This window comes from Roseibium sp. LAB1, from assembly GCF_054658235.1.
This window is the reverse complement of sequence record NZ_BAAGIB010000002.1, coordinates 302,327-326,486: the sequence shown is the minus strand read 5'-3', so window position 1 is coordinate 326,486 and position 24,160 is coordinate 302,327. Positions and strand designations below refer to the sequence as shown.

The 24,160-nt window shown below is 59.4% G+C and carries 23 protein-coding genes; 14 read left to right on the top strand and 9 right to left on the bottom strand.

The genetic code is table 11. The features are described 5' to 3' along the window. Positions 1-21: 21 nt before the first annotated feature. From ACYQ54_RS11495 to ACYQ54_RS11475, 5 genes are read right to left on the bottom strand one after another with little or no spacing between them, the layout of a single operon-like run. Positions 22-804 (bottom strand): polysaccharide deacetylase family protein, encoded by a 783-nt coding sequence (locus tag ACYQ54_RS11495; RefSeq protein ID WP_460082272.1) that lies wholly within the window; start codon positions 802-804, stop codon positions 22-24. Continuing rightward, positions 801-1,955 (bottom strand): glycosyltransferase family protein, encoded by a 1,155-nt coding sequence (locus ACYQ54_RS11490; protein ID WP_460082270.1) that lies wholly within the window; start codon positions 1,953-1,955, stop codon positions 801-803. The genes ACYQ54_RS11495 and ACYQ54_RS11490 overlap by 4 nt, the downstream gene beginning before the upstream one ends. Next, positions 1,952-3,079, bottom strand: coding sequence for a glycosyltransferase family 4 protein (locus tag ACYQ54_RS11485; RefSeq protein ID WP_460082268.1), 1,128 nt, complete (start codon positions 3,077-3,079; stop codon positions 1,952-1,954). Before ACYQ54_RS11485 ends, ACYQ54_RS11490 begins: the two co-directional genes overlap by 4 nt. Before the next feature lie 19 nt (positions 3,080-3,098). Next, positions 3,099-4,319, bottom strand: a complete 1,221-nt coding sequence (locus tag ACYQ54_RS11480) for a glycosyltransferase family 4 protein (protein WP_460082265.1) — start codon at positions 4,317-4,319, stop codon at positions 3,099-3,101. 39 nt (positions 4,320-4,358) lie between these two features. Then, complete coding sequence (locus tag ACYQ54_RS11475; protein WP_460082262.1) at positions 4,359-5,573, bottom strand: glycosyltransferase family protein; 1,215 nt, start codon at positions 5,571-5,573, stop codon at positions 4,359-4,361. 231 nt (positions 5,574-5,804) lie between these two features. Between ACYQ54_RS11475 and ACYQ54_RS11470 the strand changes: the two genes are divergently transcribed. The 8 genes from ACYQ54_RS11470 (at position 5,805) to ACYQ54_RS11435 (ending at position 15,759) form a co-directional block, all read left to right on the top strand. Then, entirely contained in the window at positions 5,805-8,387 is a 2,583-nt protein-coding gene (locus tag ACYQ54_RS11470; RefSeq protein ID WP_460082259.1) for an ABC transporter transmembrane domain-containing protein, read from the top strand. 99 nt (positions 8,388-8,486) lie between these two features. Beyond that, positions 8,487-8,945: a cyclic nucleotide-binding domain-containing protein gene (locus ACYQ54_RS11465; protein ID WP_460082256.1), complete on the top strand. Its 459-nt coding sequence runs from the start codon at positions 8,487-8,489 to the stop codon at positions 8,943-8,945. 10 nt (positions 8,946-8,955) lie between these two features. Further along, positions 8,956-9,780, top strand: coding sequence for an MBL fold metallo-hydrolase (locus tag ACYQ54_RS11460; RefSeq protein ID WP_460082254.1), 825 nt, complete (start codon positions 8,956-8,958; stop codon positions 9,778-9,780). A 502-nt stretch (positions 9,781-10,282) separates the two neighbouring features. Continuing rightward, positions 10,283-11,434 (top strand): helix-turn-helix transcriptional regulator, encoded by a 1,152-nt coding sequence (locus ACYQ54_RS11455; RefSeq protein ID WP_460082252.1) that lies wholly within the window; start codon positions 10,283-10,285, stop codon positions 11,432-11,434. 104 nt (positions 11,435-11,538) lie between these two features. Beyond that, positions 11,539-12,894 (top strand): adenylate/guanylate cyclase domain-containing protein, encoded by a 1,356-nt coding sequence (locus tag ACYQ54_RS11450; RefSeq protein ID WP_460082250.1) that lies wholly within the window; start codon positions 11,539-11,541, stop codon positions 12,892-12,894. A gap of 138 nt (positions 12,895-13,032) precedes the next feature. Beyond that, positions 13,033-13,827, top strand: coding sequence for an SDR family NAD(P)-dependent oxidoreductase (locus tag ACYQ54_RS11445; protein ID WP_460082248.1), 795 nt, complete (start codon positions 13,033-13,035; stop codon positions 13,825-13,827). A gap of 191 nt (positions 13,828-14,018) precedes the next feature. Further along, positions 14,019-14,525 carry a hypothetical protein gene (locus ACYQ54_RS11440; protein ID WP_460082247.1) on the top strand — a complete coding sequence of 169 codons (507 nt, stop codon included), beginning with the start codon at positions 14,019-14,021 and terminating at the stop codon, positions 14,523-14,525. After that, on the top strand, positions 14,518-15,759 hold the full coding sequence (locus ACYQ54_RS11435) for an HlyD family secretion protein (RefSeq protein ID WP_460082246.1): 1,242 nt from the start codon (positions 14,518-14,520) through the stop codon (positions 15,757-15,759). Before ACYQ54_RS11440 ends, ACYQ54_RS11435 begins: the two co-directional genes overlap by 8 nt. 50 nt (positions 15,760-15,809) lie before the next feature. On the opposite strand, the gene ACYQ54_RS11430 is transcribed toward ACYQ54_RS11435, so the two are convergent. Further along, positions 15,810-16,199 carry a VOC family protein gene (locus tag ACYQ54_RS11430; RefSeq protein WP_460082243.1) on the bottom strand — a complete coding sequence of 130 codons (390 nt, stop codon included), beginning with the start codon at positions 16,197-16,199 and terminating at the stop codon, positions 15,810-15,812. A gap of 100 nt (positions 16,200-16,299) precedes the next feature. On the opposite strand from ACYQ54_RS11430, the gene soxR reads away from it, so the two are divergent. After that, a complete protein-coding gene (gene soxR / locus ACYQ54_RS11425; protein WP_460084763.1) occupies positions 16,300-16,764 on the top strand; it encodes a redox-sensitive transcriptional activator SoxR in 465 nt (154 codons plus the stop codon). Between the two features lie 59 nt (positions 16,765-16,823). Here the strand turns inward: soxR and ACYQ54_RS11420 are convergent, their stop codons facing one another. Continuing rightward, a complete protein-coding gene (locus tag ACYQ54_RS11420) occupies positions 16,824-17,081 on the bottom strand; it encodes a YjhX family toxin (protein ID WP_460082241.1) in 258 nt (85 codons plus the stop codon). An 834-nt stretch (positions 17,082-17,915) separates the two neighbouring features. Between ACYQ54_RS11420 and ACYQ54_RS11415 the strand changes: the two genes are divergently transcribed. Further along, on the top strand, positions 17,916-18,218 hold the full coding sequence (locus ACYQ54_RS11415) for a phosphatidylglycerophosphatase (protein WP_460082239.1): 303 nt from the start codon (positions 17,916-17,918) through the stop codon (positions 18,216-18,218). Between the two features lie 18 nt (positions 18,219-18,236). Here the strand turns inward: ACYQ54_RS11415 and ACYQ54_RS11410 are convergent, their stop codons facing one another. After that, on the bottom strand, positions 18,237-18,479 hold the full coding sequence (locus tag ACYQ54_RS11410; RefSeq protein WP_460084761.1) for a DUF6455 family protein: 243 nt from the start codon (positions 18,477-18,479) through the stop codon (positions 18,237-18,239). Between the two features lie 980 nt (positions 18,480-19,459). Further along, positions 19,460-20,104, bottom strand: coding sequence for a hypothetical protein (locus tag ACYQ54_RS11405; protein ID WP_460082236.1), 645 nt, complete (start codon positions 20,102-20,104; stop codon positions 19,460-19,462). Between the two features lie 65 nt (positions 20,105-20,169). Between ACYQ54_RS11405 and fliK the strand changes: the two genes are divergently transcribed. The 4 genes from fliK to ACYQ54_RS11385 all read left to right on the top strand — a co-directional run bounded on the left by fliK (position 20,170) and on the right by ACYQ54_RS11385 (position 23,713). Next, a complete protein-coding gene (fliK, locus tag ACYQ54_RS11400; protein ID WP_460082232.1) occupies positions 20,170-21,258 on the top strand; it encodes a flagellar hook-length control protein FliK in 1,089 nt (362 codons plus the stop codon). Between the two features lie 13 nt (positions 21,259-21,271). Continuing rightward, positions 21,272-21,556: an EscU/YscU/HrcU family type III secretion system export apparatus switch protein gene (locus ACYQ54_RS11395; protein ID WP_460082230.1), complete on the top strand. Its 285-nt coding sequence runs from the start codon at positions 21,272-21,274 to the stop codon at positions 21,554-21,556. A 275-nt stretch (positions 21,557-21,831) separates the two neighbouring features. After that, positions 21,832-23,313 (top strand): Asp-tRNA(Asn)/Glu-tRNA(Gln) amidotransferase subunit GatB, encoded by a 1,482-nt coding sequence (gatB, locus tag ACYQ54_RS11390; protein ID WP_460082228.1) that lies wholly within the window; start codon positions 21,832-21,834, stop codon positions 23,311-23,313. A 4-nt stretch (positions 23,314-23,317) separates the two neighbouring features. Beyond that, positions 23,318-23,713 (top strand): GFA family protein, encoded by a 396-nt coding sequence (locus ACYQ54_RS11385; protein WP_460082226.1) that lies wholly within the window; start codon positions 23,318-23,320, stop codon positions 23,711-23,713. Positions 23,714-24,160 lie beyond the last annotated feature (447 nt).

Genomic DNA, 24,160 nt, shown 5'->3' with positions numbered 1-24,160 from the left:
TTCGGAGGAACACGTGAAGTCTTATCCGAACGGCCAGCAGCCGTTCTCGGCGAAAAGGCTCTTCACCTCCGGCCATTCCGCGCCGTCGTGATGGGCGGCAATTTCCAGAAACACCTCAAGAAACTCGAAGCAACCGTCGTCGTGGACCAGATGGTGCGTCAGGAGACCAACCGGCTCGGCGCCGGTGTTGCGCCTTCGGGCCAGCTGCAGGTCGAAGCGCAGGCGCGCGCTTTCCCAGCCGATGAAGCGCACCTGCTTTTTCCATTTCAGGATGTCAACGTGCGACTGGAGCTGATGCGCCCGCGGGAAATTGTGCCAGGTGAATGTTGAAAGACCCGACAGGCCGATGCCGGGCAGGCGGCGCGAGATTTCAGGATCGATCCGGTTCCAGGGCGGTACCATGGCCTTCACGAACTTTTCGCCGAAGAGCTCCTGAAGCCGGTCATGTCCCTCACTGAGCTCAGCCATCAATTGGTCCGGATCCCGTCGGGAGCCAAGCTCGGCCGCCTTTTCACCGAGATCCTTTCTCTGGAAGTTCTTGTGCTGCCAGCCATGCTGCAGCACCAGCGCATGAGGTTCGTCTGCCATCCGGTTGGCAAGGGCTTTCGTTGCGTTCTTCGGAATGACCGCGAAAGCCAGATCGACCTTGTGGTCGTTGGCAAGAGACAGCATACGCTCAAGGGCAGGCGTCGGCTCGATGGCGTCGTCGTCACGCCACCAGAACCTCACCTTGCGGCCGCGCTCGGCAAACCAGTCGAGATGATCTTTGAGCTCTTGCCGGAAGCGCTGCGGATCAGTGGTCATGTCATCCGGTCTTTCAGGTCTTGAAGCAGGATGCGTGCGCTTTCCTCAGCACCGCCAAGGCGGACAGTGTGCTTGCTGCGGGGAAGGGCGAGCGCATCGTCTATGGCGGCGGCAAGCCGCTCAGGCGTCAGATTTGCTTCTGGCGTGACAATCGCCCGTCCATGTCCGGCAAGCGCTTCCGCACGTTGTGTTTGCTCGGTCTCATTGATCTGGGCAAAGGGCACGAAGACGGCTGGTACACCGGCCTGGAGAATGTCGAGCACGGTATTGTATCCCGCCTGGCTGACGGAAAGGCGCGCCCGTTTCAGAAGGTCCGGAAAGTCCCGCCGGGCCCGCTCCACGATCACCCCGTCCACGGCGCTTTGCCGGTAAATGGCAAAGGCATCGTCGGAAATGTCGTGGCCGATCAGCACCCGCCACTGCGTGTCCTCCGCACGGCGCGACAGCGGCTTTGCTTCCAGGGCTGCCGACAGCAGGCTTTCGGCCACGGCGCCGCCGCCACAGGAAATGACCACCTCGTCCTCGCCGTCGGAGCCTTCCACGACAGGCCGGGGATCTCCGCCGACGTAGCCGGTGTAGCGAACCAGATGGTCGACCTCTTCGGCAAAGGGAAAACTGTCTGCAAGGCGGATGAAGTCCGGATCTGAGTGGATCAGGATCCTGTCGTAATATTTCAGCGCCTGGTCCGCCATCCAGCGCTCCTTCCAGAGCTGCTTCTTGCGCACCAGGATGTCGCGAATGGAAGTGGCGACCAGAGGCGCCCTGGACCGTGCCTTGGCGGCGTCGAGTAGGGGGGACAGTTCGAAGTCAAGCTGGCGGCGGCCGAATGGATATGTCTCTGTCAGAAGCAGGTCGTATTCGTCGGCTTCAAGAACTTGAATCGATGCTTTAACGCGTTCGATTTTCCATGCATCGTCAATAACTTCATTGTCCAAAGTCACAAGGCGCTTGAAGGTGGCATCCGGGCTTTTGCAGGCTGGCAGTTCCACGACCTTCAGCGGTCCGGTGTCGAGCGTCGGGGGGATGCTGTTGCCGCTGGCAAGCGTCACGTCGACGCCATCAGCGGCCAGTGCCTTGCCGATGGCCGCGGCGCGCACGACGTGACCTGTCCCAAGCAGATGCTGCACATGGATGAGGGCCTTGAAGCTCATGCGTCTCTCGTTTCCCGGCGGCTCCGATGGTTCCGCACGGCTTTTTCAGCAAGGGCTTCCAACCGGGCCGCACCTGCCGGAAGGGTATGAAAATGCTGGATGTGATGGCGGGCCGCCAGGCCCAGCCTGTCCACAAGAGCCGGTTCCTGCATCGTGCGGCGCAGGTTGGCGGCGAGGGCAGACGCATCTCCCTCAGGCGACAGCAATCCGGTTTCACCATCACGGACAATATCGGGAACCCCGAAGGTGTCACCGGCGATTACCCCGACGCCGGCCGCCTGAGCTTCCAGCAAAACGAGGCCGAAGGCTTCTCGGATCGCGGGCCACACGAGCAGATCGTGCCGCGCGTATTGCGCTGGCAGATCGTCTCCTGCAAGGGCTCCGAGCCAGGTAATCCGCTCGGCTGGAAAAGGTCCGAGCACATGATCGCGCATCGGGCCGTCGCCGACGATCGTCAGTTGCCAGGGCAGGTCTCGAAGGCCTGCCAGTGCTTCGGCAAGCACTTCGAAGGAGCGCTGCTTGTCGCCCTCGCGCATCATGCCGACGGCGAGCAGTTTCAGCGGTGGCGCAGCCAGAGGCTTGGCGTGGGTCGCGGCGGCAAGGAAGGGGTCGGCATCCAGAAACGGCAGGAGCACCGACAGGCAGCGATGGGGAACGACCTTCGCAAGGCATTCGGCATCGGCGTTGTGGATCGCGGCAACGGCGTCGGCACGCATCAAGGCGTCGTCTGCGGCGGCAAAGCCGAATGACCAGTTGCCCAGTTGCCGTTTCGGCGCGCGGCTGGCTTCGACAATGGCATAGGGGAGGTCGAACCGGTCGGCGAGGGCAGGGCCGATCCAGTCAGGTGCCTTGTGATAGAGATGATAGGTCAGGAACAGATCCGGCTGGTAACCCGATTGCTGCCAGGCTGCGGCAATCCGGTCGGCTTCCGCCAGCGCTTCACCGCGCACCTGGGACTGGATTTCCTTGCTGCCATCCTTGCGCCAGGACCGGAACTGGCTGGCAATCGTCACCTCATGCCCCAGACTTTCCAGAGCCTTCACGATTAGCCGTCCCATGGTCCGGTCACCGGAGGGCACCGGATGATCCAGCGGTTTCATCGGGGCTGTGAAGGCTATTTTCATGATCTTCCTGGAGTACGGCCTAAAGGACCTTGCGGAACTTGTCCGCAAGGCGATCGAGGCCAGGGTCTGTCGAGAACGTCGATCTGACTCGCTTGGCCGCGGCAAGGCCGAGACCGTGACGTGTCTCGGGGGCGGTAATAAGGCGCTGCATCGCCAAGGCCAAGTCCTCAGGCGCACCGGGGGAAACCAGGACACCGGTTTCCCCATCCACGATCAGCTCAGGAATCGCTGAGACCTTGGTGGAAAGGCAGCAGATGCCCATGGACTGCGCTTCCATCAGGACATTGGGAAGGCCGTCGCGGTCGCCGGATTTGGCAAGTTTGGACGGCAGCACGAAGAGATCCGCCCCGCGGCAGGTGGCAATCACTTCTTCACGCGGTTGGGCGCCGCGCCAGGTGATCCTGTCCGACAGCCCCAGAGCATCCGCCTGTGACTTCAGAACATCGGAGAGATCGCCACCCCCGATATGCGTGAATTGCCAGTTGAGAGATGCAGGAAGGTGCGCCAGGGCGTTCAGAAGGTCGTCATAACCTTTCTTCTCCACCGCACGGCCGACGGAAACGAGGCGCACCGGGTCACCGCTGCCGTCACGCGTCGTGCCCTTCTGCCTCGGCTCGGGAAATCCGGAAAAATCGAGACCATGGTAAAGCAGTTCGATCTTGTCCGGATCGTCGGCAAGGCCTTTCAGATGGTCGGCGTTGACAGCCGTGCAGGTGACGCCCCAGGCGGCGTCATTGATCTTTGTCTTCAGGTCCCAGTCTGGGCTGGTCCAGATGTCCTTGGCATGCGCGGAGAAGGACCATTTCCGGCCGGACAGATGCGCCGCGTAGCGCGACGCCGAGCAGGGCGTATGCAGATAGTGGGTATAGATCCACGTCACGTCTTCCGGCAATTCATGTGCGAAGACGCAGCCCTGGGCCCAGCGGCGTTGCCGGTCGGCATTGGGCTGCTGCGCGAAGTCGGCATCGAAGAGGGCCTTGGTGGCCTCGAAAGTTGGCTGATTCTCCGCCCAGCGTTTTGCGCGTGCAACCCGCGCCGGGTCGTCTTTCACGTACTCTGGCAGATACATCACTTCGGCGGAAATCTGCCGGTGCAGATCGTGGATGTAGGGATCATACGGCTTGCGCAGGGCAACGATCAGGATCTCGATGCCCCGCCGCTCCAGCCCAAGCATTTCCTGCGCAATAAAGGTTTCGGACAGGCGGGGATAGCCTTTGACCACAACGGCGATACGGGACATCGGTCGGCTCTTGAAAGAATTCGAACTGCGGGGCGAAGGTCAGAAGTTGACCAGTTTCCGGTTGGCTGCCAATTGTTCGTCGAAGATTTCGCCGACACGGGTCGATATGACATCCAGACCGCCAAGCAGATTGTCGACGCCAGCCGCCGACGGAGATGGCATGTCGGGGAGTTCGGACAAGGCCGTTGCCATCAGATCCGGATCAGGATACCTGTCGATCGGCAAAACCTTCAAAAGGCCGCTTTGCTCAGCTCGTTCGGCCCGGATTGCCTGTTCCCGGCGGGGAATGACGCGCGGTACCATCAGGGTGGGTTTGTCGAAGGACAGGATCTCGCAGAAGGTATTGTATCCACCCATGCCGACGATCGCCGTGGCATTGGCAAGATAGGGTTCTATCTGCGGCGTGAAGCGGATGATCTCGACATCGCGAAGATGCTCGGCGCGTTCGCTGAACTGGGTTGCCGCCGCAGCCGGCATGAAGGGGCCGAGCACCATCAGGGCCGGAAACAGCGGGCGCTGCCGGGCTTCGTAAGCGCGCATGACCCAATCGACCATCTCGACGCCGTCACCGCCGCCACCGGGTGTCACCAGGATGTAGGGTTCTTCGTCAAACGGGGTCGGGCCAGGCGTTTCCAGGGCGGATTTCGGCAGGTGCCGGCGCAGGTAACCAGTGTAGCGCAGCTTGTCGCGCACGGACTGCGGCAGGTCGATTCCTTCCAGCGGATCGCAGATATCTTCCGGACCGTAGATCCAGATCTCGTCGTAGAGGTCTCGCAGGGCCGGATAGACGTTCTTGCGGTCCCATTCTTCCTTCAGCACCTTTGGATCGTCCATGACGTCGCGCAGGCCGAGCACCAGTTGAGTGTCGGTTTCCTTCAGGGCTTCCAGCGTGCGCAGCACTTCGCCGCGCAACCCGAGCGGTTCCTTGTCGACAATGAAGATATCCGGATCGAAAACCTTGGCGGTGTGTTCGATGATCGAAGATCTGATCGCGAGTGTCTGGTCGATATTGATGTGCAGCGACAGCGGCGTGTATTCGCCGTTGCGAAGCTTGATAACACCGGGAATGCGGACGAAATCGACCCGCGAACGAAACTCGAAACTGCCGATGATCGGGGAGCCGGACAGGATCAGCACGGACAAGGTGTCGAAGTCGCCGACCAGGGATTGCGCGATTGCCCGGCAGCGTCTGAGATGGCCCAATCCGAAGGAATCGTGGCTGTAGATGAGGATCTTCGGCGTCTTGGAACTCATACTGCCCCTAAATTTGTAAAACTGGCCCGAAAGGCTTATGTCTCAATTGATTGGCCCTTGTCACGTGCGGATATCTCTTGACAGGGGACTTTCGACAAGGAACGGTCTGCGGACCCTTTTAAAGCGGTTGTGGCAAATGTTAATCCCGGCTGGCGCAACTAACTCGGATTGCTAATATACCAAATATGATCTGCTTGCACATATTTGATCCTTGTCTGTTTGGATGAGCTAATGGAAAAGAGCCTTTTTGGTTTTATTTGGAAGTATAGCGCCAGACAGCAGATCTTCATTCTTATGGTCACCGTGCTCACGTATCCGGTGGTCTATGTCCTACTCGAACTGCCAAAACTGATTGTCAACGATGCTGTCCAGGGCGACAATTTTCCCCGGACGATCCTCGGCACCGATTTCGATCAGACGCCTTATCTTCTTCTCCTGTGTTTTACCTTCCTGTTTCTGGTCGTCGTCTCGAACGGGCTGAAGTTCTACCTCAACGTCTACAAGGGCCGCCTCGGCGAGCGCATGTTGCGGCGTCTGCGTTTCGAGCTGTTTCAGCGGGTCCTGCGATTCCGCCTGCCGCACTTCAGGAAGGTCAGTTCGGGCGAAATCATTCCGATGATCACATCGGAAGTGGAGGACGTCGGCGGTTACATCGGTGAAGCCTTTGCGCTGCCAGCCTACCAGGGCGGCATGCTGATCGTGCAGATCGGCTTCATCTTCATGCAGGATCCTCTTCTGGGGCTGGCAGCCATCAGTTCCTATCCCATTCAGGGCTACGTGATCCCGCTTCTGCAGCGCAAGGTCGTGCTGCTGTCCCGTCAGCGGGTGCGCAACATCCGTGTCATCGCGGACAAGGTCGGCGAAAGCATCACGGGCGTGGCCGAGATCCATGCCAACGATGCGGCAGCCTGGCATTCGGCGGATATTTCCGACCGGCTCTACGAGAACTTCAAGATCCGGTATGACATCTTCAACCGGAAATTCCTGATCAAGTTCCTGAACAACTTCATGAACCAGCTGACGCCGTTCTTCTTCTATCTGATCGGCGGTTATCTGGTCATCCAGGGCAATCTGAGCATCGGTGCCCTGTTGGCGGTCATCGCCGCCTACAAGGATCTTGCCGGCCCGTGGAAAGAACTGCTCTCTTTCTACCAGATGACGGCAGACGTCAGCGTCAAGTACCAGACCGTCGTCGAGAACTTCGATCCGTCGGACATCTATGGCAGGGAACGCCTGACCTCGGACGATACGGTGGACCTGACTGGCGACGTCAAGCTGGAGAACGTCAACTTCTCCGGTGGTGCTGCGGGACAGGAAGTTGTCGACGTATCGCTGACGGTCCCTGCGGGAAGCGCCTGCGCGATCGTCGGTCCGGACGGATCCGGACGATCGGAGGTGCTCCAGCTTGCCGCGGGGCTTGTCGCGGCCGCTTCCGGTAAGGTCTGCATCGGAAGTCATGATCTCGACAAGCTGACCGACGCCACGCTAGGCCGGCAGATTGCCTATGTCGGCGGAGCGGTGCATGTCTGGACCGGAACGATCCGGGACAATCTCTATTACGGCCTGCGTCACCGTCCGCTGATCCCGCCTCAGCGGGAAGGGGAGAGCTTGAAGAATTACAAGCGGCGCCTGTCCGAAGCCAAGGAAACGCGCAACCCCACATATGATCTTGCCGCTGAGTGGGACGATTTTGATGCCGCCGGCGTCGCTAATGAGGACGAGCTCGACACCAAGGCATTGGAGCTGCTTGAAATCGTCAAGATCGACAAGGACATCTACCGGCTCGGCCTGCAGTCGCGGTTCGATCCGTCCATGGACGACAGCTTTGCCGACAAGATCCTGAACGTTCGCAAGGCACTTGCCGACCGCATTGCCCACGAGCCGGATCTCGGTGGTCTTGTCGAACTGTGGCACCGCGACCGCTTCAATGCCAGCGCCAGCCTGGCCGACAACCTGTTCTTTGCCGTGCCGGATGATCCGGAAATCACCATGGATCAGGTGCCGGATCTCGATGAGGTCAAGGCGTTCCTGGCCGAGACCGGGTTCGACCAGAAGCTCCAGCAGATCGGTCTCAAGATCGCTGAAACCATGCTGGAACTGTTCTCCAACGTTTCCGGGGACAGCGGCCTTCTTGGCGCTTACTCCTTCATCACGCTGGACGAGATTCCGGATTTCGAGCGCATCGTCCGCATTGCCAAGTCCGACCAGCCACGTCCGGGCCTGACCGACGCCGACCGCTCCCGTCTGACCGGACTGGCCTTCAAGCTGGTTCCCGCCCGGCATCGTCTGGGTGTGATGACCGACGAATTGAAGAACGAGATCATCAGTGCACGTCAGAAGTTCCTGGAAGGCGTCGTCAAGAACAGCGACAACTTTGTCGCCTTCGATCCTGACGTCTATCTGCCGCCGCTGACCATCGAGGACAATCTCCTTTTCGGGCGCGCCCGCGTTGACCGCAGGGATGCCCGGCGCCGGATAGACGATGTCATCCGCACCATTGTCGAGGAAACCGGACTGCGGCGCCCCATCATCTACGCGGGCTTCGGCTATCATGTCGGTGTGTCCGGTTCGCGGCTGTCCGCAGGGCAGCGCCGCAAGATCGCACTGGTCCGCGGTCTTCTGAAAAACGCGAAAATCACCATATTGGACGATATCGCCACCGGCATGACAGACGAGGACAAGTCTCTTCGCGACGGCTTGAGGCAAATCCTGTCCGGAAAAACATTCCTGTTCGGCACGTCCAACGCCGAAATAGCAGCTGAATTCGATCAGCGCTTCATTCTGGATCAAGGACGGCTTTCAGAAAAAGGGTAAGACGGTGGGTGTAACGATAGCTGGGCAGCCGGTCTGCGGGAATCAACCGGATGGTTCAGGCCAGGCGGAACGGCATAACAAAGGGCGCGGGAGAAGAAGATGACACTTGAAACCGAAGTCGAGGCGCTCCGCAAAGTGCCGCTTTTCCGCGGGATCGACGAGACCAAGCTGAGGCTGCTGGCCTTCATCAGCGACCGGACGGAGTATCCTGCCGGCGAGCGTCTCTGCTCACAGGGAGAAGAAGGCGATTGCGCCTTTATCATTCTGTCCGGCGACGCCGACGTTCTGGTCGATACCCCCGAAGGCGAAAAAAAGGTTGCGCAGGTTTCGGAAAATTCAATTGTTGGCGAAATCGCTATTCTGTGCGACGTACCAAGAACCGCGACACTCGTCGCAGCGAATGACATGGATGTTCTGACTGTTTCGAAAGACGATTTCTTGAAACTATTGAAAGAATTTCCGGATATCTCGCTGGAGGTGATGCGGACACTGGCGCTGCGGCTTGAACGGACCACCCGGGATCTGGCCGATGCACGTCGAGGGGCTGCCGGCGGTTAGGGAGTAACACGTGGCTGAGGAATTTTCGCTTCGTTGCTGGGGCGTCAGAGGGTCCACCCCGACGCCGGGGTCGAGCACACTCCGCTATGGCGGCGAAACGTCGTGTTTTGAAATCCGGGCCGGCGATGCGCTGGTACTGGTCGATTGCGGTTCCGGCGCCCGAAACCTGGGTGTCGAGATTTGCAAGTGCAAGACACGTTCCTTCGATCTTCTCTTCACTCATACGCATCTCGATCACATTTGCGGTCTTCCCTTTTTCAAGCCGGCCTACGATCCGAGTTTTTCCGTAACGGCCTGGGCCGGACATTTTCAGGACGACACCAGCCTCGTTGATATCGTCAGCCGGATCATGTCTCCGCCGATCTTTCCAGTGGCAGCGAAAACCTTGAAGGCGGTCGAATTCAAGTCCTTCACCGCCGGTGACCAGATCCCGCGATCAGACGACCTTGTTATCCGCACGACCCGGCTCAACCACCCGGGCGGAGCCTGCGGATATCGCTTCGAGTTTCAGGGCAAATCGATTTGCATCATTACCGATCACGAGCATGGTGATCCGGAAATTGATGCGGCTCTACCGGATTTCGTCCGAAACACCGACGTCATGATCTATGACGCCATGTTCACCGATGACGAATACGCCACCTACAAGGGCTGGGGGCACTCCACCTGGCAGAAGGCAGTCGAGCTGGCAAAGGCCGGCAACGTAAAGACACCTGTCCTCTTCCATCATGACCCGCGCAGGTCCGACGACGAACTCGATGAAATCGGGATGGCGGCGCAAAACGCCTATCCTGGAACACTGGTCGCCAGCGAAGGCATGATTCTTAAGCCTTGAAGGGCGGTTAGCCGGGCCGAGCGTCTCACGAGTATAAAAAAAGGGCGGCTCAAATAGCCGCCCAAAAAAATACCAAGACTAAAAAATTGATCAATCGCCGACCGCTGGAATGCGGGAACCCCAAATTGCGGCCGAAAAACAAACCCATGTAACTTGAAATACGGTTACACGCGTTTGCCGAATTCGATCACTAGTTGTTTACAGGGTGTATGCATTACTTGCATGGTCCATTTGGACTAATTGTATATATTTTCCGCAGCTGGGGAAGGGGAGAGGTTGGCAAGTATAGAAAGTGCAGCGAGGTCTCCAGTAGCAAGCCTCATGCCGAATTGGCCTGAAATTGATCGATATTAAAGAACTGCCGCCAACTTTTGCTTATGTCCGTACGTCGGACGCCTCAGAAACTGCTTTCCCGCCCAGTCGTTGAGCGGTCTGAGCGTAGTGAAGTGTTCCGTCCGGTTTCAATGACTGGCGTGATGCTGCGGGAACTCCGGGGGTAGAGTTGGCTGTAACAGCGGAAGAATTGATACGGTTGTCGAACCTGGCGGTGTCAGCGGCGCTGGATCCGGGACGGTGGCAGGTGTTTCTCGACGCACTGAGCGGGAGCCTTGGCACACGTGTGTGCACCCAATTGATCGGCTATGACGACCTGACCAAAGCCACGCCGCTCACATTCTCGTCCGGATACGACCCCTATATTCTGCAGCTCTACGAAGAGCACTACGCAGACAAGAATCCGTTTGCCGCCAATTTTTCCAAATGCAAGGTGGGCGACGTCATATCCACCCACCAGCTGTGCACGCCGGAATCTCTGAAGAAGACCCAGTTCTACGCCGATCTGCTGCTGCCTCTTGAGGACATCATCGGAGGCGGTGGTTCCATGCTGGCGCTGGATGGCGACAGAATGTTTCTGCTCGGCGGCAACATGCGGGCGAAGGATCGCGACAAATACGAAGGCGACTGGTTGCAACTCTGCGCGCATCTGGCACCGGTCATCCGTCAGTCACTGGAGATCAACCGGACAATTTCCGGCCTGACATTCGAAAAATGGGCGGCCGAACAGCATCTTCTGGGAACAGGTTCGGCGATATTCGTGATCGATACCGCAATGCGGATCCATTACGCATGTGCAGAGGGCCAGAAACTGCTGGCAGCCGGGTCCCTGGTCGGCAGCGATTTCGACCGGCGGCTTCAGTTTCGCTCCGAAGCGGACCAGGGCCGGTTTTCAGCATTCGTGCAACTTCAGTCCGCGGGTGGGGGGGATGTGTTCCGGAACTGGCAGGCAATCGATGGACGAGGCCGGAGCTGGACATGCCGATCGGTCGGATTGCAACTGGGAGACCTGGACAGAACGCCTTTCGGCGTCTTCATGAACAAGGCAGTCTCCGCTGTTATGCTGGCGGTCAGGCCGGATGCGAGCAGCGCGACGTTCCTGGCCCAAATTCAGAAAAAACTCGGACTGAGCCCGGCAGAAGCAGCGACGGTCCTGAAGCTGGCCGATGGCCGGACGCCCGCTGAAATCGCCGAGGAGCGCCAGGTCAGCGTTTTTACCGTCCGGAACCAGATCAAGGCTTCGTTGTCCAAGACCGGTTGCCGCCGCCAGGCTGACCTCGTGCGCATGATCGAGCAACTGCGGTTGCAGGGCAGCCTGTAAGGGCGCACCTCGCTCACGTCCACTCACTTTCCCGCGGGGTCGCTTGCGCAATTCTCATCGCCGGTGGAAACTCCGCGCATGAGCAACGTCTCACCGGCGGCAAGATGACTTCCAAATCCCAGACACTGCGTTACATCCTGCGTGGCGGACCACCTGACGCCGGTTTACCTGACCGGGTCCGGAAAGAAATCCGTTCCCGAGAAGCGTCCTCGGAGCGCCTGATCGGCTGGGTCCAGCTGGGTCTCGTACTGTTCTTCTCGTTGCTGTATGCCATCGCACCGAGGGCGGAAGGGTCTGCCGGCTTCAATTTCGTGCCAATAGCGCTTGCAGCCTATTTCCTGTTCACCGTGCTGCGGCTCATCCTGTCATACAGGTTCGAGTTACCGCGCTGGTATCTGCTGGTGTCGATCTGTGTCGACATGGCGCTCCTGGTCGGGCTGATCTTTTCCTTCCACATCCAGTATGGCCAGCACCCGACATTTTATCTGAAGACGCCCACCTTGATGTATGTCTTCATCTTCATTGGTCTGAGGGCACTGCGGTTCGATCCGCGCTTTGTGCTGACGACCGGCATCGTGGCGGTGACCGGCTGGCTGGGGCTGGTGTTTTATGCTGCGTTTGCCGACATGGACCACATGCGTGTGACCCGCAATTACGTCGAATACCTGACCGGCAACACCATTCTGATCGGCGCTGAGCTGGACAAGACCATGGTAATCCTGGCGGTAACCGTGATCCTGTCCGTTGCCCTTTACCGGGGGCGATCGATGCTGTTCGAAGCTTCGAAAGACCATGCGGCAGCCATGGATCTGAGCCGTTTCTTTTCGCCGGAGGTCGCTGCCTCGATCACCGGAGCGAATGCCGAGTTGCAAGCCGGTGAGGGCAGCCTGCGCGATGCCGCCATTCTCTATGCCGATATCCGGTCCTTCACCGCGACGTCCGCTGCATTGCCCCCGGAAACAGTACTGGCAGTCCTGGCCGAATATCAGAACCTGGCGGTCGATGTGATCGTCGAGGAAGGAGGCAGGGTCGACAAGTTTCTGGGCGACGGCATCCTGGCAACGTTTGGGGCGGTCCACCCGTCCAAGACCTATGCGGCCGACGCACTGCGTGCCGCAAGGCGTCTTGTGGCAACTGCAGAGCGGGAACAGCAGCGGTTTCTGGATGCGGGCTGGCCGGGTCACTTGCGCATCGGAACGGCAGTTGCGGCAGGACCGGTCACGGTGGGTGTGATCGGTTCAAAGCAGCGCCTGGAATTCACGGTCATCGGCGATGCCGTCAACCGCGCTGCAAAACTGGAAGATGCAAACAAGATCCAGGACTCCACTGCGCTGACGGACAAAGGCACATTCGATCTTGCCATCGCACAAGGCCTCGAGCTGCCGCTGATCGAAACTCGGCCGGAGGCAGTGGTGGCTGGAATCAAGCTCCCGGTCGACCTGGTCGTTCTGGCAAGATAGGCCGGAAAGACCGGAAGCGGTCCGAAGACTTGCCTGTTTGGCCGATGTGGAAGCACTTGACCGGAAGGTCAATCTGGGTCACCTTGCCTCCAAAATTGACCTTATCGTCAATTGAGTAGATTAAATTCATTGATTTCAATGAATTGCATCCGTTTGGAGGTTGCCGTGAAACTGGACTCAACACTTTCCGCCATTGTAACGGGCGGTGCATCCGGGCTGGGTGCTGCAACCGCGCGCATGCTTGCAGCCGAAGGCGTCAAGGTGACGCTGTTCGATCGCAATGCAGGCCAGGGCGAAGCGGTTGCCGCCGAAATCGGCGGTGTCTTTGCCGATGTCGATGTTACCGATCAGGCAAGCGTCGAAGCCGGCTTTGAAAAGGCTCGCTCTGCCCACGGTCAGGAACGGATCCTGGTCAACTGCGCAGGCATCGCTCCGGTGGCAAAAACCACGTCCCGCGGCGAAGCCCACCCGATGGACATGTTCGAGAAGGTGATTGCAGTCAATCTGATCGGGTCCTTCCGCTGTCTTTCCATCGCTGCGACCGGCATGGCCACCCTGGAACCCGTCACTGTCGACGGCGGCCGCGGTGTGATCGTCTCGACGGCTTCGGTCGCCGCCTTCGACGGCCAGATCGGCCAGGTTGCCTATGCTGCCTCCAAGGCGGGAGTTGCCGGCATGACGCTGCCTGTCGCGCGTGATCTTTCGAAGTCGGGCATTCGCGTCATGACGATCGCACCAGGCATCTTCGAAACGCCGATGCTGCTCGGGTTGTCGCAGGAAGTACAGGATTCCCTCGGCCAGCAAGTTCCGTTCCCCTCGCGTCTCGGCAAGGCTGTCGAATATGCCCAGCTGGTCAAATCAATTTGCGAAAACGACATGCTGAACGGCGAAACCATCCGTCTGGACGGCGCCATTCGCATGGCGCCCCGGTAACCTGTCCGGCGGCCATACTGACGTGAACGGCATAACCCATCCGGCTGGTGTCCGAAAGACATTTGACCGGATAGGTTGTGTCAAAGTTCTCGAAAGTCATACTTTTTCTTACGCATGACAGGATTTCCCTTTTAAGGTTGGGCAACGTGTCCGCCGAATTGGGCGGTGCTGACGTGTAAGGGGGAAGTCCAATGGCTGATAACGCGCATGAGCTTGCGCCGCATCACCTGCCGCCTTTCATACCGACTGTGGACGGTGGTGATTGGCTCTTCAGTGTGATGCTGGTCGTCCTGATTATAGGGGCGATCCTTGTTGGGGTGTTATATCTGCACCTCCATTCAATTCCCGAACGGCTTGCCCACAAGCATGGGCGCGCTCAGTTCGAGCTTGTTGCTGTCCTGGCCCTTCTGGCGCTGTTTACACACAACAACATTTTCTGGGTCGCAGCGCTTCTGCTCGCCTTCATTCAACTTCCCGATTTCTGGACACCGCTGGAATCAATGGCGCATTCCCTGAGCCGCCTTGCCGGAACCGGCGGGGTAGCTTCCGAAACATTGGTCGAGAACGACTTGGAGTTGGAAGAGCGTGCTCTGGACGCCGGTACGAAGTTGCCCGAAGGGGGGGCGAACCAGCCTCCTGCAGAGCCGAGCGGTCAACTGCCATCATCTGCAGGGGAACAGGAGAGCAAACATGTTTGAACTTCTGTTCTGTTCCATGCTCACGGTTTTACCAGACTATCTGATCCGCAGATATGTTCAGGGAAAGCGTATCGGCCATGAAATCACCCTTTATTCGGTCTGGTTCGAGCTGCGCTACGGCATCGTGCTCTGTCTGATGCTGACTGTTTCCCTGATCACGCTGATCTTCTACTTCCACCCGACAGCAACAACGGCCGTCTCGACCTTCCGCACGATCCCGGTTCTGCCGGAAAGTTCCGGTAGGGTCATCGAAACCTTCGTGCCGCTGGAACTGGAGGTCGAAGTGAAGGCGGGCGATCCGATCTTCAAGCTCGACAGCACACGCCAGGAAGCGGATGTTGTGACAGCGCAGCAGCAGGTGGTCGAAATCGAGGGCGAGCTTGCGCTGGCTCAGAGCGAACTGTCCGTTGCCAATGCCCAGGTCGATCAGGCTCAGGCTTCGCTGAAGCAGGCCCAGGACGAGCTTGATACGAGACAGGAGCTTTTCAACCGCAATGCAAATGTTGTCAGCGAGCGGGACATCGAAAAGCTTCAGAACACCGTGGATGCACGGGCAGGGGCGCTGCGTGCGGCACAGTCCAATCAGGAGCTTGTCCAGACCAAAATCACGGTTTTTCTGCCCGCTCGCCTGAAAAGCGCGGAAGCCAGACTGCGCGAGGCGCAGGTGGAACTGGAGAAGATGACCGTCTATGCCGGCGTGGATGGAATGATGAGCCAGTTCATCCTGCGTCCGGGCGACATCGTCAACCCGATGATGCGGCCGGCTGGCCTGCTTATTCCCAAGGACGCACAAAGGGAACGGATCGTCGCGGGCTTCGGTCAGATCGAGGCCCAGGTTCTGAAGGAAGGAATGGTGGCGGAAGCTTTTTGCGGGGCCGTACCTTTCACGATCATTCCCTTGGTCGTGACCGAGGTTCAGTCGCAGATCGCCTCCGGTCAGGTTTCGATGTCGGGTCAGCTTCTCGAGACGACGCAGAGCGTGAAACCGGCGACGATCACAACAATGCTGGAACCGCTTTACAAGGGCGGCCTTGATAAGCTTCCTCCGGGGGCAATCTGCACGGTCAACGCCTATACCAGCAATCATGACCGCCTGGCCTCCGGCGAACCAATCGGAACGGGAGAGTTCATATTCCTGCATGTGGTCGACACGGTCGGTCTGGTCCATGCAATGATCATTCGGGTTCAGGCGTTGCTGTTCCCGATCCAGGCACTTGTTCTTACAGGCCATTAATCCAATCAAAGTCCGGCGGGACGAAACCGTCCCGCCGTACTTTGGGCCTTTCACTTGGTGTAGCTCACCACTTCAAACTCGATGCCGTCATCGTCGTCGAAATAGAACCTGCGGCCCGGCTCGTAGTCGCCGTGGTTATGGGTATGGTAGCCATCGGCCTTGATGAGGGCTTCGGTTGCGTCGATATCGTCGACCACGACCGCAATATGGTTGAGCCCGCCGTGTTGACCGTAGCTGTCTCCGGCCACCTTGGTTGTTGTGCCCGGCGGTGAATAGGCCGCCACATAGCTGGTTTCGTTGCCGATATGGTATGTCGTGCCGCCGCCAAGACTTGCACCCTTCCAGCGAACTTTCCAGCCAAACCATGTTTCCAGACGTTTGGCGGTTGCTTCGGGATCGCTGACCGTGACGTTCACATGTTCCAGGAATGCGCTGCTCATCCAGGTGTCCTTTCAAGGTTTGACCTTTGGTGGACACCAGAGATAATTCCTCAACCTTAGTTGAGGTCAAGAGAGGCGAGGCGATATTTTGAAGAAAGCCATCAAAGGCTCCGATCTGCTGACCATCGGAGACCTGTCCGAGCGAACGGGGTTGTCCGTATCGGCCATTCGATTTTACGAAGAAAAGGGACTGGTGCACCCAAGCCGGAATGCCGGGGGGCAGCGGCGTTTTCTCAGGGCCGACATTCGACGCTTGTCCTTCGTGCTGGTTGCTCAGGAATTCGGGTTTTCAATTGCTGAAATCGCGGAGCAACTGCATCGGCTGCCGGAGGGCCGGACGCCGACGAAAGCGGACTGGACCAGGATCAGCAGAGATTTCCGATCTCATCTCGACCGGAAAATCGAACGGATGATTGCCCTGCGTGACAAGCTTGACGGCTGCATCGGCTGCGGTTGCCTGTCAATGAAGTCCTGCCAGCTCTACAACGCCGGAGATGCGGCGGCCAGCAAAGGACGCGGTCCCCGCTATGTGCTGGGGGATCGCCCGGATTTCGGGGGAGACTGAACCGGTGCCCGGATGGGCTAAGCCGCCGGGATGCCGAAAGGCGGGCCCGGCGGTTCATCTCACCTGTTGTCCAGTTGTGCCCTCACGCGTTTCAGCCCCAGCGGAGTGATCCGGTAGGGGCCGCTGTTCCTGGAAGCAATCAGCCGTTTGTACTTCAGCTTGTGGAACAGTTGCGGCGAACATCCGCCCCAATACCAGCCTTCGCGTGTGACGGTTTCATGTTTGACGACACGGCCATCCTCATCCTTTTCCAGAAGGATATAGCCGCCTTGAGCCAGCAGGTGCAGGACCCGTTGCTCGGCTTTGGAAATGTCCATTGATTTGAAGTTGCCTGAAAGTAAGCACAGTACTGCAGCCACTGCAGCAAATCGCATGCAGCGCTGTTGTGACTGGCCCCGGCTGATGTCAGCCGGGGTTTACCGGGACTGTTGCAATCCGCGCATAAAACCTCTCAGTTGGCAAAACGCCATTAGCACGCACTGCCGAATGCGACAACGCGTCGAGGTTCTCAGGATGGACAAGGCAAGGTGTTTGGCAGGACGTGTTGCAAATCTGCAGCGATTTGAGGCAGCTGGTCCGCCTTTTCAGAACTTGAAGGTGCGGAAAACCTTCAACTGTGTTCTGCAGGCCAGTAGCCGTTGTCGGGGTTGCGGGAAACGGCAACGGCCTCGACATCCGGAGATCCGCATGTGGCGCAAGTAAGCGTTTCACTTAACGCAGAGACCTTTTGATCTCCGGTGAACCGAGCGAAGTTCATGTAACGGAACCGGCCGCAATGGTTGCACAATATGGCGAGGCGTCGATCTGTTTTGTAGAGGGTGTCGACTGTCGGATCGTCCGTTTCAATAGAAGAGAGCAAAGTCATGGTTTTAAAAACTTGTTCCAAGGAATAAGGGCTGCAAGCGGCAATGCATGTCAAATACTTGCGATTTTTAAGGATAGCATAGAGTTTTGCTGTGCAAAACCATTTAAATTCGGGTGAATAGGTGTTCAGTAGCCGCTCTGATCGACAAAGTGGGCTCGGTTCTTGGAATTACATAGCCTTACGGTTAATTGTTGAGACGGAGCCTGCTGCAATTTGCCGCCGATTTGCGGTTCTCCTAACCCGAAACCGGCTCGCATTTTAGCCCGCGCAAGGGTATGAGAGTGCCATGATGACGTTTTCCGAAACCTGGTACGACCTTTTCGGCCTTGCAGGCCTGCTCAACCCGTTTGCGCTGCTGATCGGCGGGTATCTGGGGTGGCGCGCCGACCGGCCGCAAAAACTTTGGATCGCGGGGTTTGCAGCGGCGGCACTCACGCTCATTCTGGACGTGGCAATAGGGGCACTGCCCGTGCCTCAACCGTTTGCGCATGATGCCGGCGCATTGGCCGTCTTTCCGTTCCGCTTTGTCGGCGGCCTGATTGCCTCTGCGGTGACCTATTGGCTCGGCCGCCGCGCCAAGCGCGTCTGAGGCAACTGCTACCGAAAATCAGCGTTCGATCCAGCTGTTGAACAAGGGCGCATTGGGGCAGTTCGGCAGCGCCTTGTCAGCGCCGTCCGGATGGCTTTCCAGCCAGGCACGGCAGGCTTCTGTCTCACGACAGTTGATGCACCGATAGGCAGCTGACCTCATGGCTGCATCCGTGTGCAGCCCGGTCGGGACATGGTTCATGGCACCAATCGTGTCCAGCATCCTGCCCATCAGTTCCGCACGTTCGTTGAGGCGATCCATCCAGTTCAAGCTGTCTCTCCTTCCGACGGGACATGTGCAGCCGGGTGTCTGCCATGGCCTTCTGACTTGTGGTGCCGCTCTGGGTTTCGGCATCGGTTCACAATGTTACATTGCCGCGGAAACACCTGCGTTACCTTGATCAGGGTCAACTCTGGGCAAGCTTTACGAAACCGGCCATACTGCAGGTTCATGATTCTGCGACTCTGCCAGGCAGCCTCCTGCACTTCGGAGCGCCGCAACACCTGGAGACGGTGTGATGGTTGAAACGGTGAGCGCGTCGCCGCTGCCCCAGGCATCCGGCAACGGCGCAGTGGCCCAGGGACTTGAGCCGGGAACGGAACTCAAGGCCAAGGTGGAGGCCAACCTGCCGGGCGGCGTGGTGCGTCTTGCAACGGCCGATGCGAAGCTGGAATTGCGCGTTCCCACACCTCTTCCCGAAGGTGGCGAAGTCACTGTCACCGTATCCGGCACAAAACAGCAGCCTGCGATCCTGATAACCGTTGGCAAGGATCAGGCGCAGCCGCAACAGCAGCCCACGCCGGCACCTTCCTCTCAAGGTCAGGCGTCGCAGGGTCAAGCTGCCCAGGGTCAAACTACAAATGGGCAGGCTTCAAATGGGCAGGCGGTCCAGCCGCCCTCCCAATCAGACGCGGGTGCGTCCCTGCAGCCCCAATCCTCTACGGCGACGGCATATCCGAGGCCGTCACCCGTTCTGGCGCATCTGGTCCAGGTTCTTTCAGTCAATGCTGCGCCGGGCCAGGCGGTCAGCACTTCCCCACCTCTGCAGCAGGCGCCTGCCCCGGGAGCTCAAACTCCAAATGGCGTGCCTTCAAGTGCCGGGGGCGCGCAGCAAGGGGCCGCGGGCAGCGCGGCGCCGGCCCAGTCTGCGGCACCCACGGGAACTGGGACCCAGACTGCCGGCAATGCGGCGCCGCCGGCAGGATCTGTCTCGCAAACCTCATCGCTTGTGCAAACTGCCACTATCCAGCCTCAAGGTGCCGCATCGGCCCCGAACGGAGCAGGTCCCGTGGCAGGTCAGCCGCAGGCAGGAGCCGCTCCGCCAACGGCCGCGCAACCCTCCGGAGCTCCGGCGACGGCACAGCCTGCGTCACCGGCAACGTCCGCTGCCGGACCTGTGCAGCCTGGCGGAAATATCCCGGTCCCTGCCAGTCCCGGTCAGGCCGCGACATCCCCCAGTCCCCCGCAACCCGGCCAATCGGTTGCGCAGCCCGCTGCGGCATCCAGTTCAACTGGGTCTGCCATACCCACTCAACCCGCTCCCGTGGCGACTGCGCCGCCAGCCGCGCAGGCCGGAACGTCTCTGCAGGGGTCTCCTTCATCGTTTGCGGCAGGCAGGGCAGGTCCTTCAGGACAGCCTTCTGCACAAGGCAGTACACCGGCAACAGCCCAAACTGGTGGGGGCGCCACGACCGGCACCATTCCGGCACCTGCAGGCGCTGTCCCCGGCGCGCAGACTTCAGCCGCAGGGCAGGCAACGGCACAGATTCCGGCGCAGGGGCCAGCCAGTGCCCCGGTTTCAAACCCGTCGCAGGGCATTGTCCTGCCGGCAGGGCAGTCGATCCCAAGTCCTGCCTCGGGTTCGCAAGCTGTCCCATCTTCGGCATCGACTGTTGCCAATACACCTTCTGCTTTGGCTGCAAGCCAGATCGGCACCGGAACTTCAAATCAAGTGACCGGCCAGCCGGGTGGCGCCCTCTTGTCTGCAGGGGCTCAGCCCGCCACCCTGACGCGTACCGCCACGTCCCAGCCTTATCCTGCAGCTGCAGGCGTATCCGTTTCGCTGACCGCTGCCGCGCAGGGGCAAGCAGCAGTCCAGCAACCGGCCAATCAGATCGCGCAGATGCTGAAGCAGCCACTCAGTGAACAGCAGGCAGGGCTTGGCAGTCTCTTCGCCCAGATTGGCAGCCTCATGTCGGCACAGGGCAACGGAAACGTTTCCCTGCCGGATCCTGTGGTCAAGGCAATGCAGCAGATCCTCGGCCTGCGCTTGTCGTCCGCTCAGGCTCCGACCGCTCAGGATCTGCAGCAGGCGGTGCGCTTGTCCGGACAGTTCCGCGAGGCGCAGTTGTCGATGCCGTCCGCAGGGCAGGGACAGGCAGCCTTACCGGATTTGAAGTCGGCCCTGTTGTCGTTCAAGGCGCTTCTGCAGCAGCTCGGAGCCCGGTCGGAAATTTCCCATCCTGCGGGGCAGCCCCCGGCTCCGTCCCGGCACGGGGCGCCTCAGGGGCAGGCCCAGCAGAACAGCAGCGGGTTCTGGGCCGGGGCTGCCGTGCAGAACCTGCAGGCACTCCTGAAGGAAACCGATTCAGCCCTCGCACGGCTGCGGCTCACCCAACTCGCCAATACGAAGCTGTCGCGAGACGACGGACCACGTGCGGCGTCCCGCCCCATGGATCTCGTGGTTGAACTGCCGCTTGCGTTTGGCCAGGAAACGGCAGTCATGCAAATGCAGGTCGGCCGGGATGGTGCTGGAAACAAGGGCGAGGAAGAAGGCGACCCTGCCTGGCGCCTGCGGTTTGCGCTCGATCTGACTGCGACGGGACCGCTGGAGGCTGCTATCAGCCTGCGCGGTGGCGGCACTTATGCCAGCCTGTGGGTTGATCGCAAGGAAACATTCGACAGTTTGAGCGCGCTTCGCGAAACAATGGAAGCCGCTTTTGCCGATGCGGGGCTGGATCTTCAGGAACTGCGATTGATCCGAGGGCTGCCGCCCAGAACTGCCGCAAAATTCGGCGCGCTGATCGACAGGCAATCGTGAGACGGAACCGGCCATGAGCGACCAGGACAAAAACGGCAAGAAGCTTGCAGTCGCGCTGCAATACGAAAACGAGGGCGCTCCCGTTGTCACGGCCAAGGGAGCCGGTTCCATGGCTGAGCAGATCGAGCGGCTTGCGCGGGAAGCCGGTGTACCCATTGAACAGAACCCGATGATGGCGGAGGCCCTTTCGCAGATCGAGGTCGATCAGGAAATCCCTATCGAGCTCTATCAGGCGGTCGCCGTGCTGATCGGTTTCATCATGCGCACGGGGCAGGCAAAGCATCCACCGCAAGACTGAGTCTCTCGGGGTGAACCTTTACCCAGGAGACGCGCTGCAACAGGCAATTTCCCGGTCAGATGTCTGTCTGGATGCTGCGCAGTGAACAATTGTCAGGCCATTCAGAAGGTCATGGGCGTCCTGCTGTGCGAAAGCTGGCGCTTCAGGCAAGGAAAACCTTGCAGCCAGGGCAATTCCCGACTAGGTCATCAAACGGCTACAAATTCGCGCCGCAGCATGTCTTTCCAGCTGGTTGATCAGGCGTGAAATCAAAACGAACAGGATTTTTGACGACTATGACGATTGTCGACGTACGCACACCCGATCCGAAGAAATTCATCAAGGGCGCGACGGGCGATTGGGAAATCGTGATCGGCATGGAAGTCCATGCCCAGGTCACGTCCGAAGCCAAGCTCTTTTCCGGCGCCTCCACGGAATTCGGCAAGGACCCCAACGATAACGTCAGTCTTGTCGACGCGGCCATGCCGGGCATGCTGCCGGTGATTAACGAGGAATGCGTGCGTCAGGCGGTTCGCACCGGTCTCGGTCTCAAGGCTGAAATCAATCTGAAGTCCGTGTTCGACCGCAAGAACTATTTCTATCCGGACCTGCCGCAAGGCTACCAGATCTCCCAGTTCAAGCAGCCGATTGTCGGCGAAGGCAAGATCCTTCTGGACATGCCGGACGAACAGGTCGAGATCGGTGTCGAGCGTCTTCACCTGGAACAGGACGCGGGCAAGTCGCTTCACGATCAGCATCCGACCATGTCGTTCGTCGATCTGAACCGCTCAGGCGTGGCGCTGATGGAAATCGTCTCCAAGCCGGATCTGCGGTCGTCCGACGAAGCAAAAGCCTATCTGACCAAGTTGCGCACCATCCTGCGCTATCTGGGCACTTGCGACGGTAACATGGACCAGGGCTCGATGCGCGCAGATGTCAACGTGTCCGTTCGCCGCCCGGGCGGTGAATTCGGCACCCGCTGCGAGATCAAGAACGTCAACTCGATCCGCTTCGTCGGCCAGGCCATCGAATATGAAGCCCGTCGTCAGGTCGCCATTCTGGAAGACGGCGGTTCGATCGATCAGGAAACCCGTCTGTTCGACGCCGTAAAGGGTGAAACGCGATCCATGCGCTCCAAGGAAGAGGCGCATGACTACCGCTATTTCCCGGATCCGGATCTGCTGCCGCTGGAGTTCACGCAGGAATTCGTCGACGAACTGGCACAGCACCTGCCGGAATTGCCGGACGACAAGAGGAACCGCTTCATGGGCGACTACGGCCTGACAGCCTATGACGCCGAGATCCTGATTGCCGAAAAAGCCTCGGCCGACTTCTTCGAGGAAGTGGCCAAGGGGCGCGATGCCAAGCTGGCTGCCAACTGGGTGATCAATGAACTCTTCGGCCGTCTGAACAAGGAAGGCAAGGATCTTTCTACCAGCCCGGTTTCCGCCGCGCAGCTCGGCGGGATCGTCGATCTCATCAAGGACGGCGTCATTTCCGGCAAGATCGCCAAGGACCTGTTCGAGATCGTATGGACCGAAGGCGGTGACCCGGCGAAGATCGTCGAAGACCGCGGCATGAAGCAGGTGACTGACCTCGGTGCCATTGAAGCCATCGTTGACGAGATCATTGCCGCCAATCCGGACAAGGTTCAGCAGGCCATCGCCAAGCCGGGCCTGCTCGGCTGGTTCGTGGGCCAGGTGATGAAACAGTCTCAGGGCAAGGCCAACCCGCAGGCCGTCAGCGACATGCTGAAGCAGAAGATCGGTCTGGAATAAGACCATGACCGGTGAAGGGAAAGCGCCGCAAGTCGAGCTGCCCATCACCGGTTCCTGCCATTGCGGGGCGGTATCGTTCGAAATGAAGACACCGCCCCGCCATGCCGTCGAATGCAATTGCTCGATCTGCCGCCGCCTCGGTACCATCTGGGGACACGGCGACGCACGGGATATAGCGATCAAGGCGGCGCCAGAAGCAACGTTCAGCTACGCCTGGGGTGACAAGGGGCTGGCTTTCCACACCTGCCGGACCTGCGGTTGCACCACGCATTGGCAAAGCCTGTCCGCAGAGTTGCCCGACCGGATGGCTGTCAACCTTCGGCTTGCCGCTCCCGGCACCATCGAAGCCATTGGCATCCGGCATTTCGACGGTGCGGACACCTGGACCTTTCTGGACTGAGTGGGCGGGCCGTGGTCTGAACCCGGCACGGCTTGCGTTCCATCCGTACTGCACGTTCCACGTCACGCCGACATCATGGTCATGGCTGAATACGGCGGAGTTTCTTCGCCAAGCTCACTCTCCGACACCTGAAGTACGACGCTTTTTACCAGGTCATCGCTCTGCTGACGGCAATCAATCTCTTCATTGCCGAGCGCAACGCTGACGAGGCAAAGCCGTCTGTCCGGCGCGCAAAACCGGACGTCATCATCGCCAACTGTAATCGAGGCTGCAAGGTGCTGGAGGCAACCGCGGTTGAGGGGGGCGCCGCTCTTATCGGGCCGGCCGACGGGACGCTTTTAAGCGCAGCTTCGAGCCCAAATTTGCCGTTGGTGTGAAGGCTTTCCCCCGAAGATTTTCTGTGGCGCGGCAGAGAAGCCGTTTGCACAGTCAAACTTGGGCTGTGGC

Excerpts from the sequence above, each read along its gene's own strand:
- ACYQ54_RS11495 (WP_460082272.1), bottom strand. The coding sequence starts at position 804 with ATGACCACTGATCCGCAGCGCTTCCGGCAAGAGCTCAAAGATCATCTC.
- ACYQ54_RS11490 (WP_460082270.1), bottom strand. The coding sequence starts at position 1,955 with ATGAGCTTCAAGGCCCTCATCCATGTGCAGCATCTGCTTGGGACAGGT.
- ACYQ54_RS11485 (WP_460082268.1), bottom strand. The coding sequence starts at position 3,079 with ATGAAAATAGCCTTCACAGCCCCGATGAAACCGCTGGATCATCCGGTG.
- ACYQ54_RS11480 (WP_460082265.1), bottom strand. The coding sequence starts at position 4,319 with ATGTCCCGTATCGCCGTTGTGGTCAAAGGCTATCCCCGCCTGTCCGAA.
- ACYQ54_RS11475 (WP_460082262.1), bottom strand. The coding sequence starts at position 5,573 with ATGAGTTCCAAGACGCCGAAGATCCTCATCTACAGCCACGATTCCTTC.
- ACYQ54_RS11470 (WP_460082259.1), top strand. The coding sequence starts at position 5,805 with ATGGAAAAGAGCCTTTTTGGTTTTATTTGGAAGTATAGCGCCAGACAG.
- ACYQ54_RS11465 (WP_460082256.1), top strand. The coding sequence starts at position 8,487 with ATGACACTTGAAACCGAAGTCGAGGCGCTCCGCAAAGTGCCGCTTTTC.
- ACYQ54_RS11450 (WP_460082250.1), top strand. The coding sequence starts at position 11,539 with ATGACTTCCAAATCCCAGACACTGCGTTACATCCTGCGTGGCGGACCA.
- ACYQ54_RS11445 (WP_460082248.1), top strand. The coding sequence starts at position 13,033 with ATGAATTGCATCCGTTTGGAGGTTGCCGTGAAACTGGACTCAACACTT.
- ACYQ54_RS11440 (WP_460082247.1), top strand. The coding sequence starts at position 14,019 with ATGGCTGATAACGCGCATGAGCTTGCGCCGCATCACCTGCCGCCTTTC.
- ACYQ54_RS11435 (WP_460082246.1), top strand. The coding sequence starts at position 14,518 with ATGTTTGAACTTCTGTTCTGTTCCATGCTCACGGTTTTACCAGACTAT.
- ACYQ54_RS11430 (WP_460082243.1), bottom strand. The coding sequence starts at position 16,199 with ATGAGCAGCGCATTCCTGGAACATGTGAACGTCACGGTCAGCGATCCC.
- ACYQ54_RS11420 (WP_460082241.1), bottom strand. The coding sequence starts at position 17,081 with ATGGACATTTCCAAAGCCGAGCAACGGGTCCTGCACCTGCTGGCTCAA.
- ACYQ54_RS11415 (WP_460082239.1), top strand. The coding sequence starts at position 17,916 with ATGATGACGTTTTCCGAAACCTGGTACGACCTTTTCGGCCTTGCAGGC.
- ACYQ54_RS11410 (WP_460084761.1), bottom strand. The coding sequence starts at position 18,479 with ATGGATCGCCTCAACGAACGTGCGGAACTGATGGGCAGGATGCTGGAC.
- ACYQ54_RS11405 (WP_460082236.1), bottom strand. The coding sequence starts at position 20,104 with ATGCCGAAGATGGGACAGCTTGCGAACCCGAGGCAGGACTTGGGATCG.
- ACYQ54_RS11395 (WP_460082230.1), top strand. The coding sequence starts at position 21,272 with ATGAGCGACCAGGACAAAAACGGCAAGAAGCTTGCAGTCGCGCTGCAA.
- gatB (WP_460082228.1), top strand. The coding sequence starts at position 21,832 with ATGACGATTGTCGACGTACGCACACCCGATCCGAAGAAATTCATCAAG.
- ACYQ54_RS11385 (WP_460082226.1), top strand. The coding sequence starts at position 23,318 with ATGACCGGTGAAGGGAAAGCGCCGCAAGTCGAGCTGCCCATCACCGGT.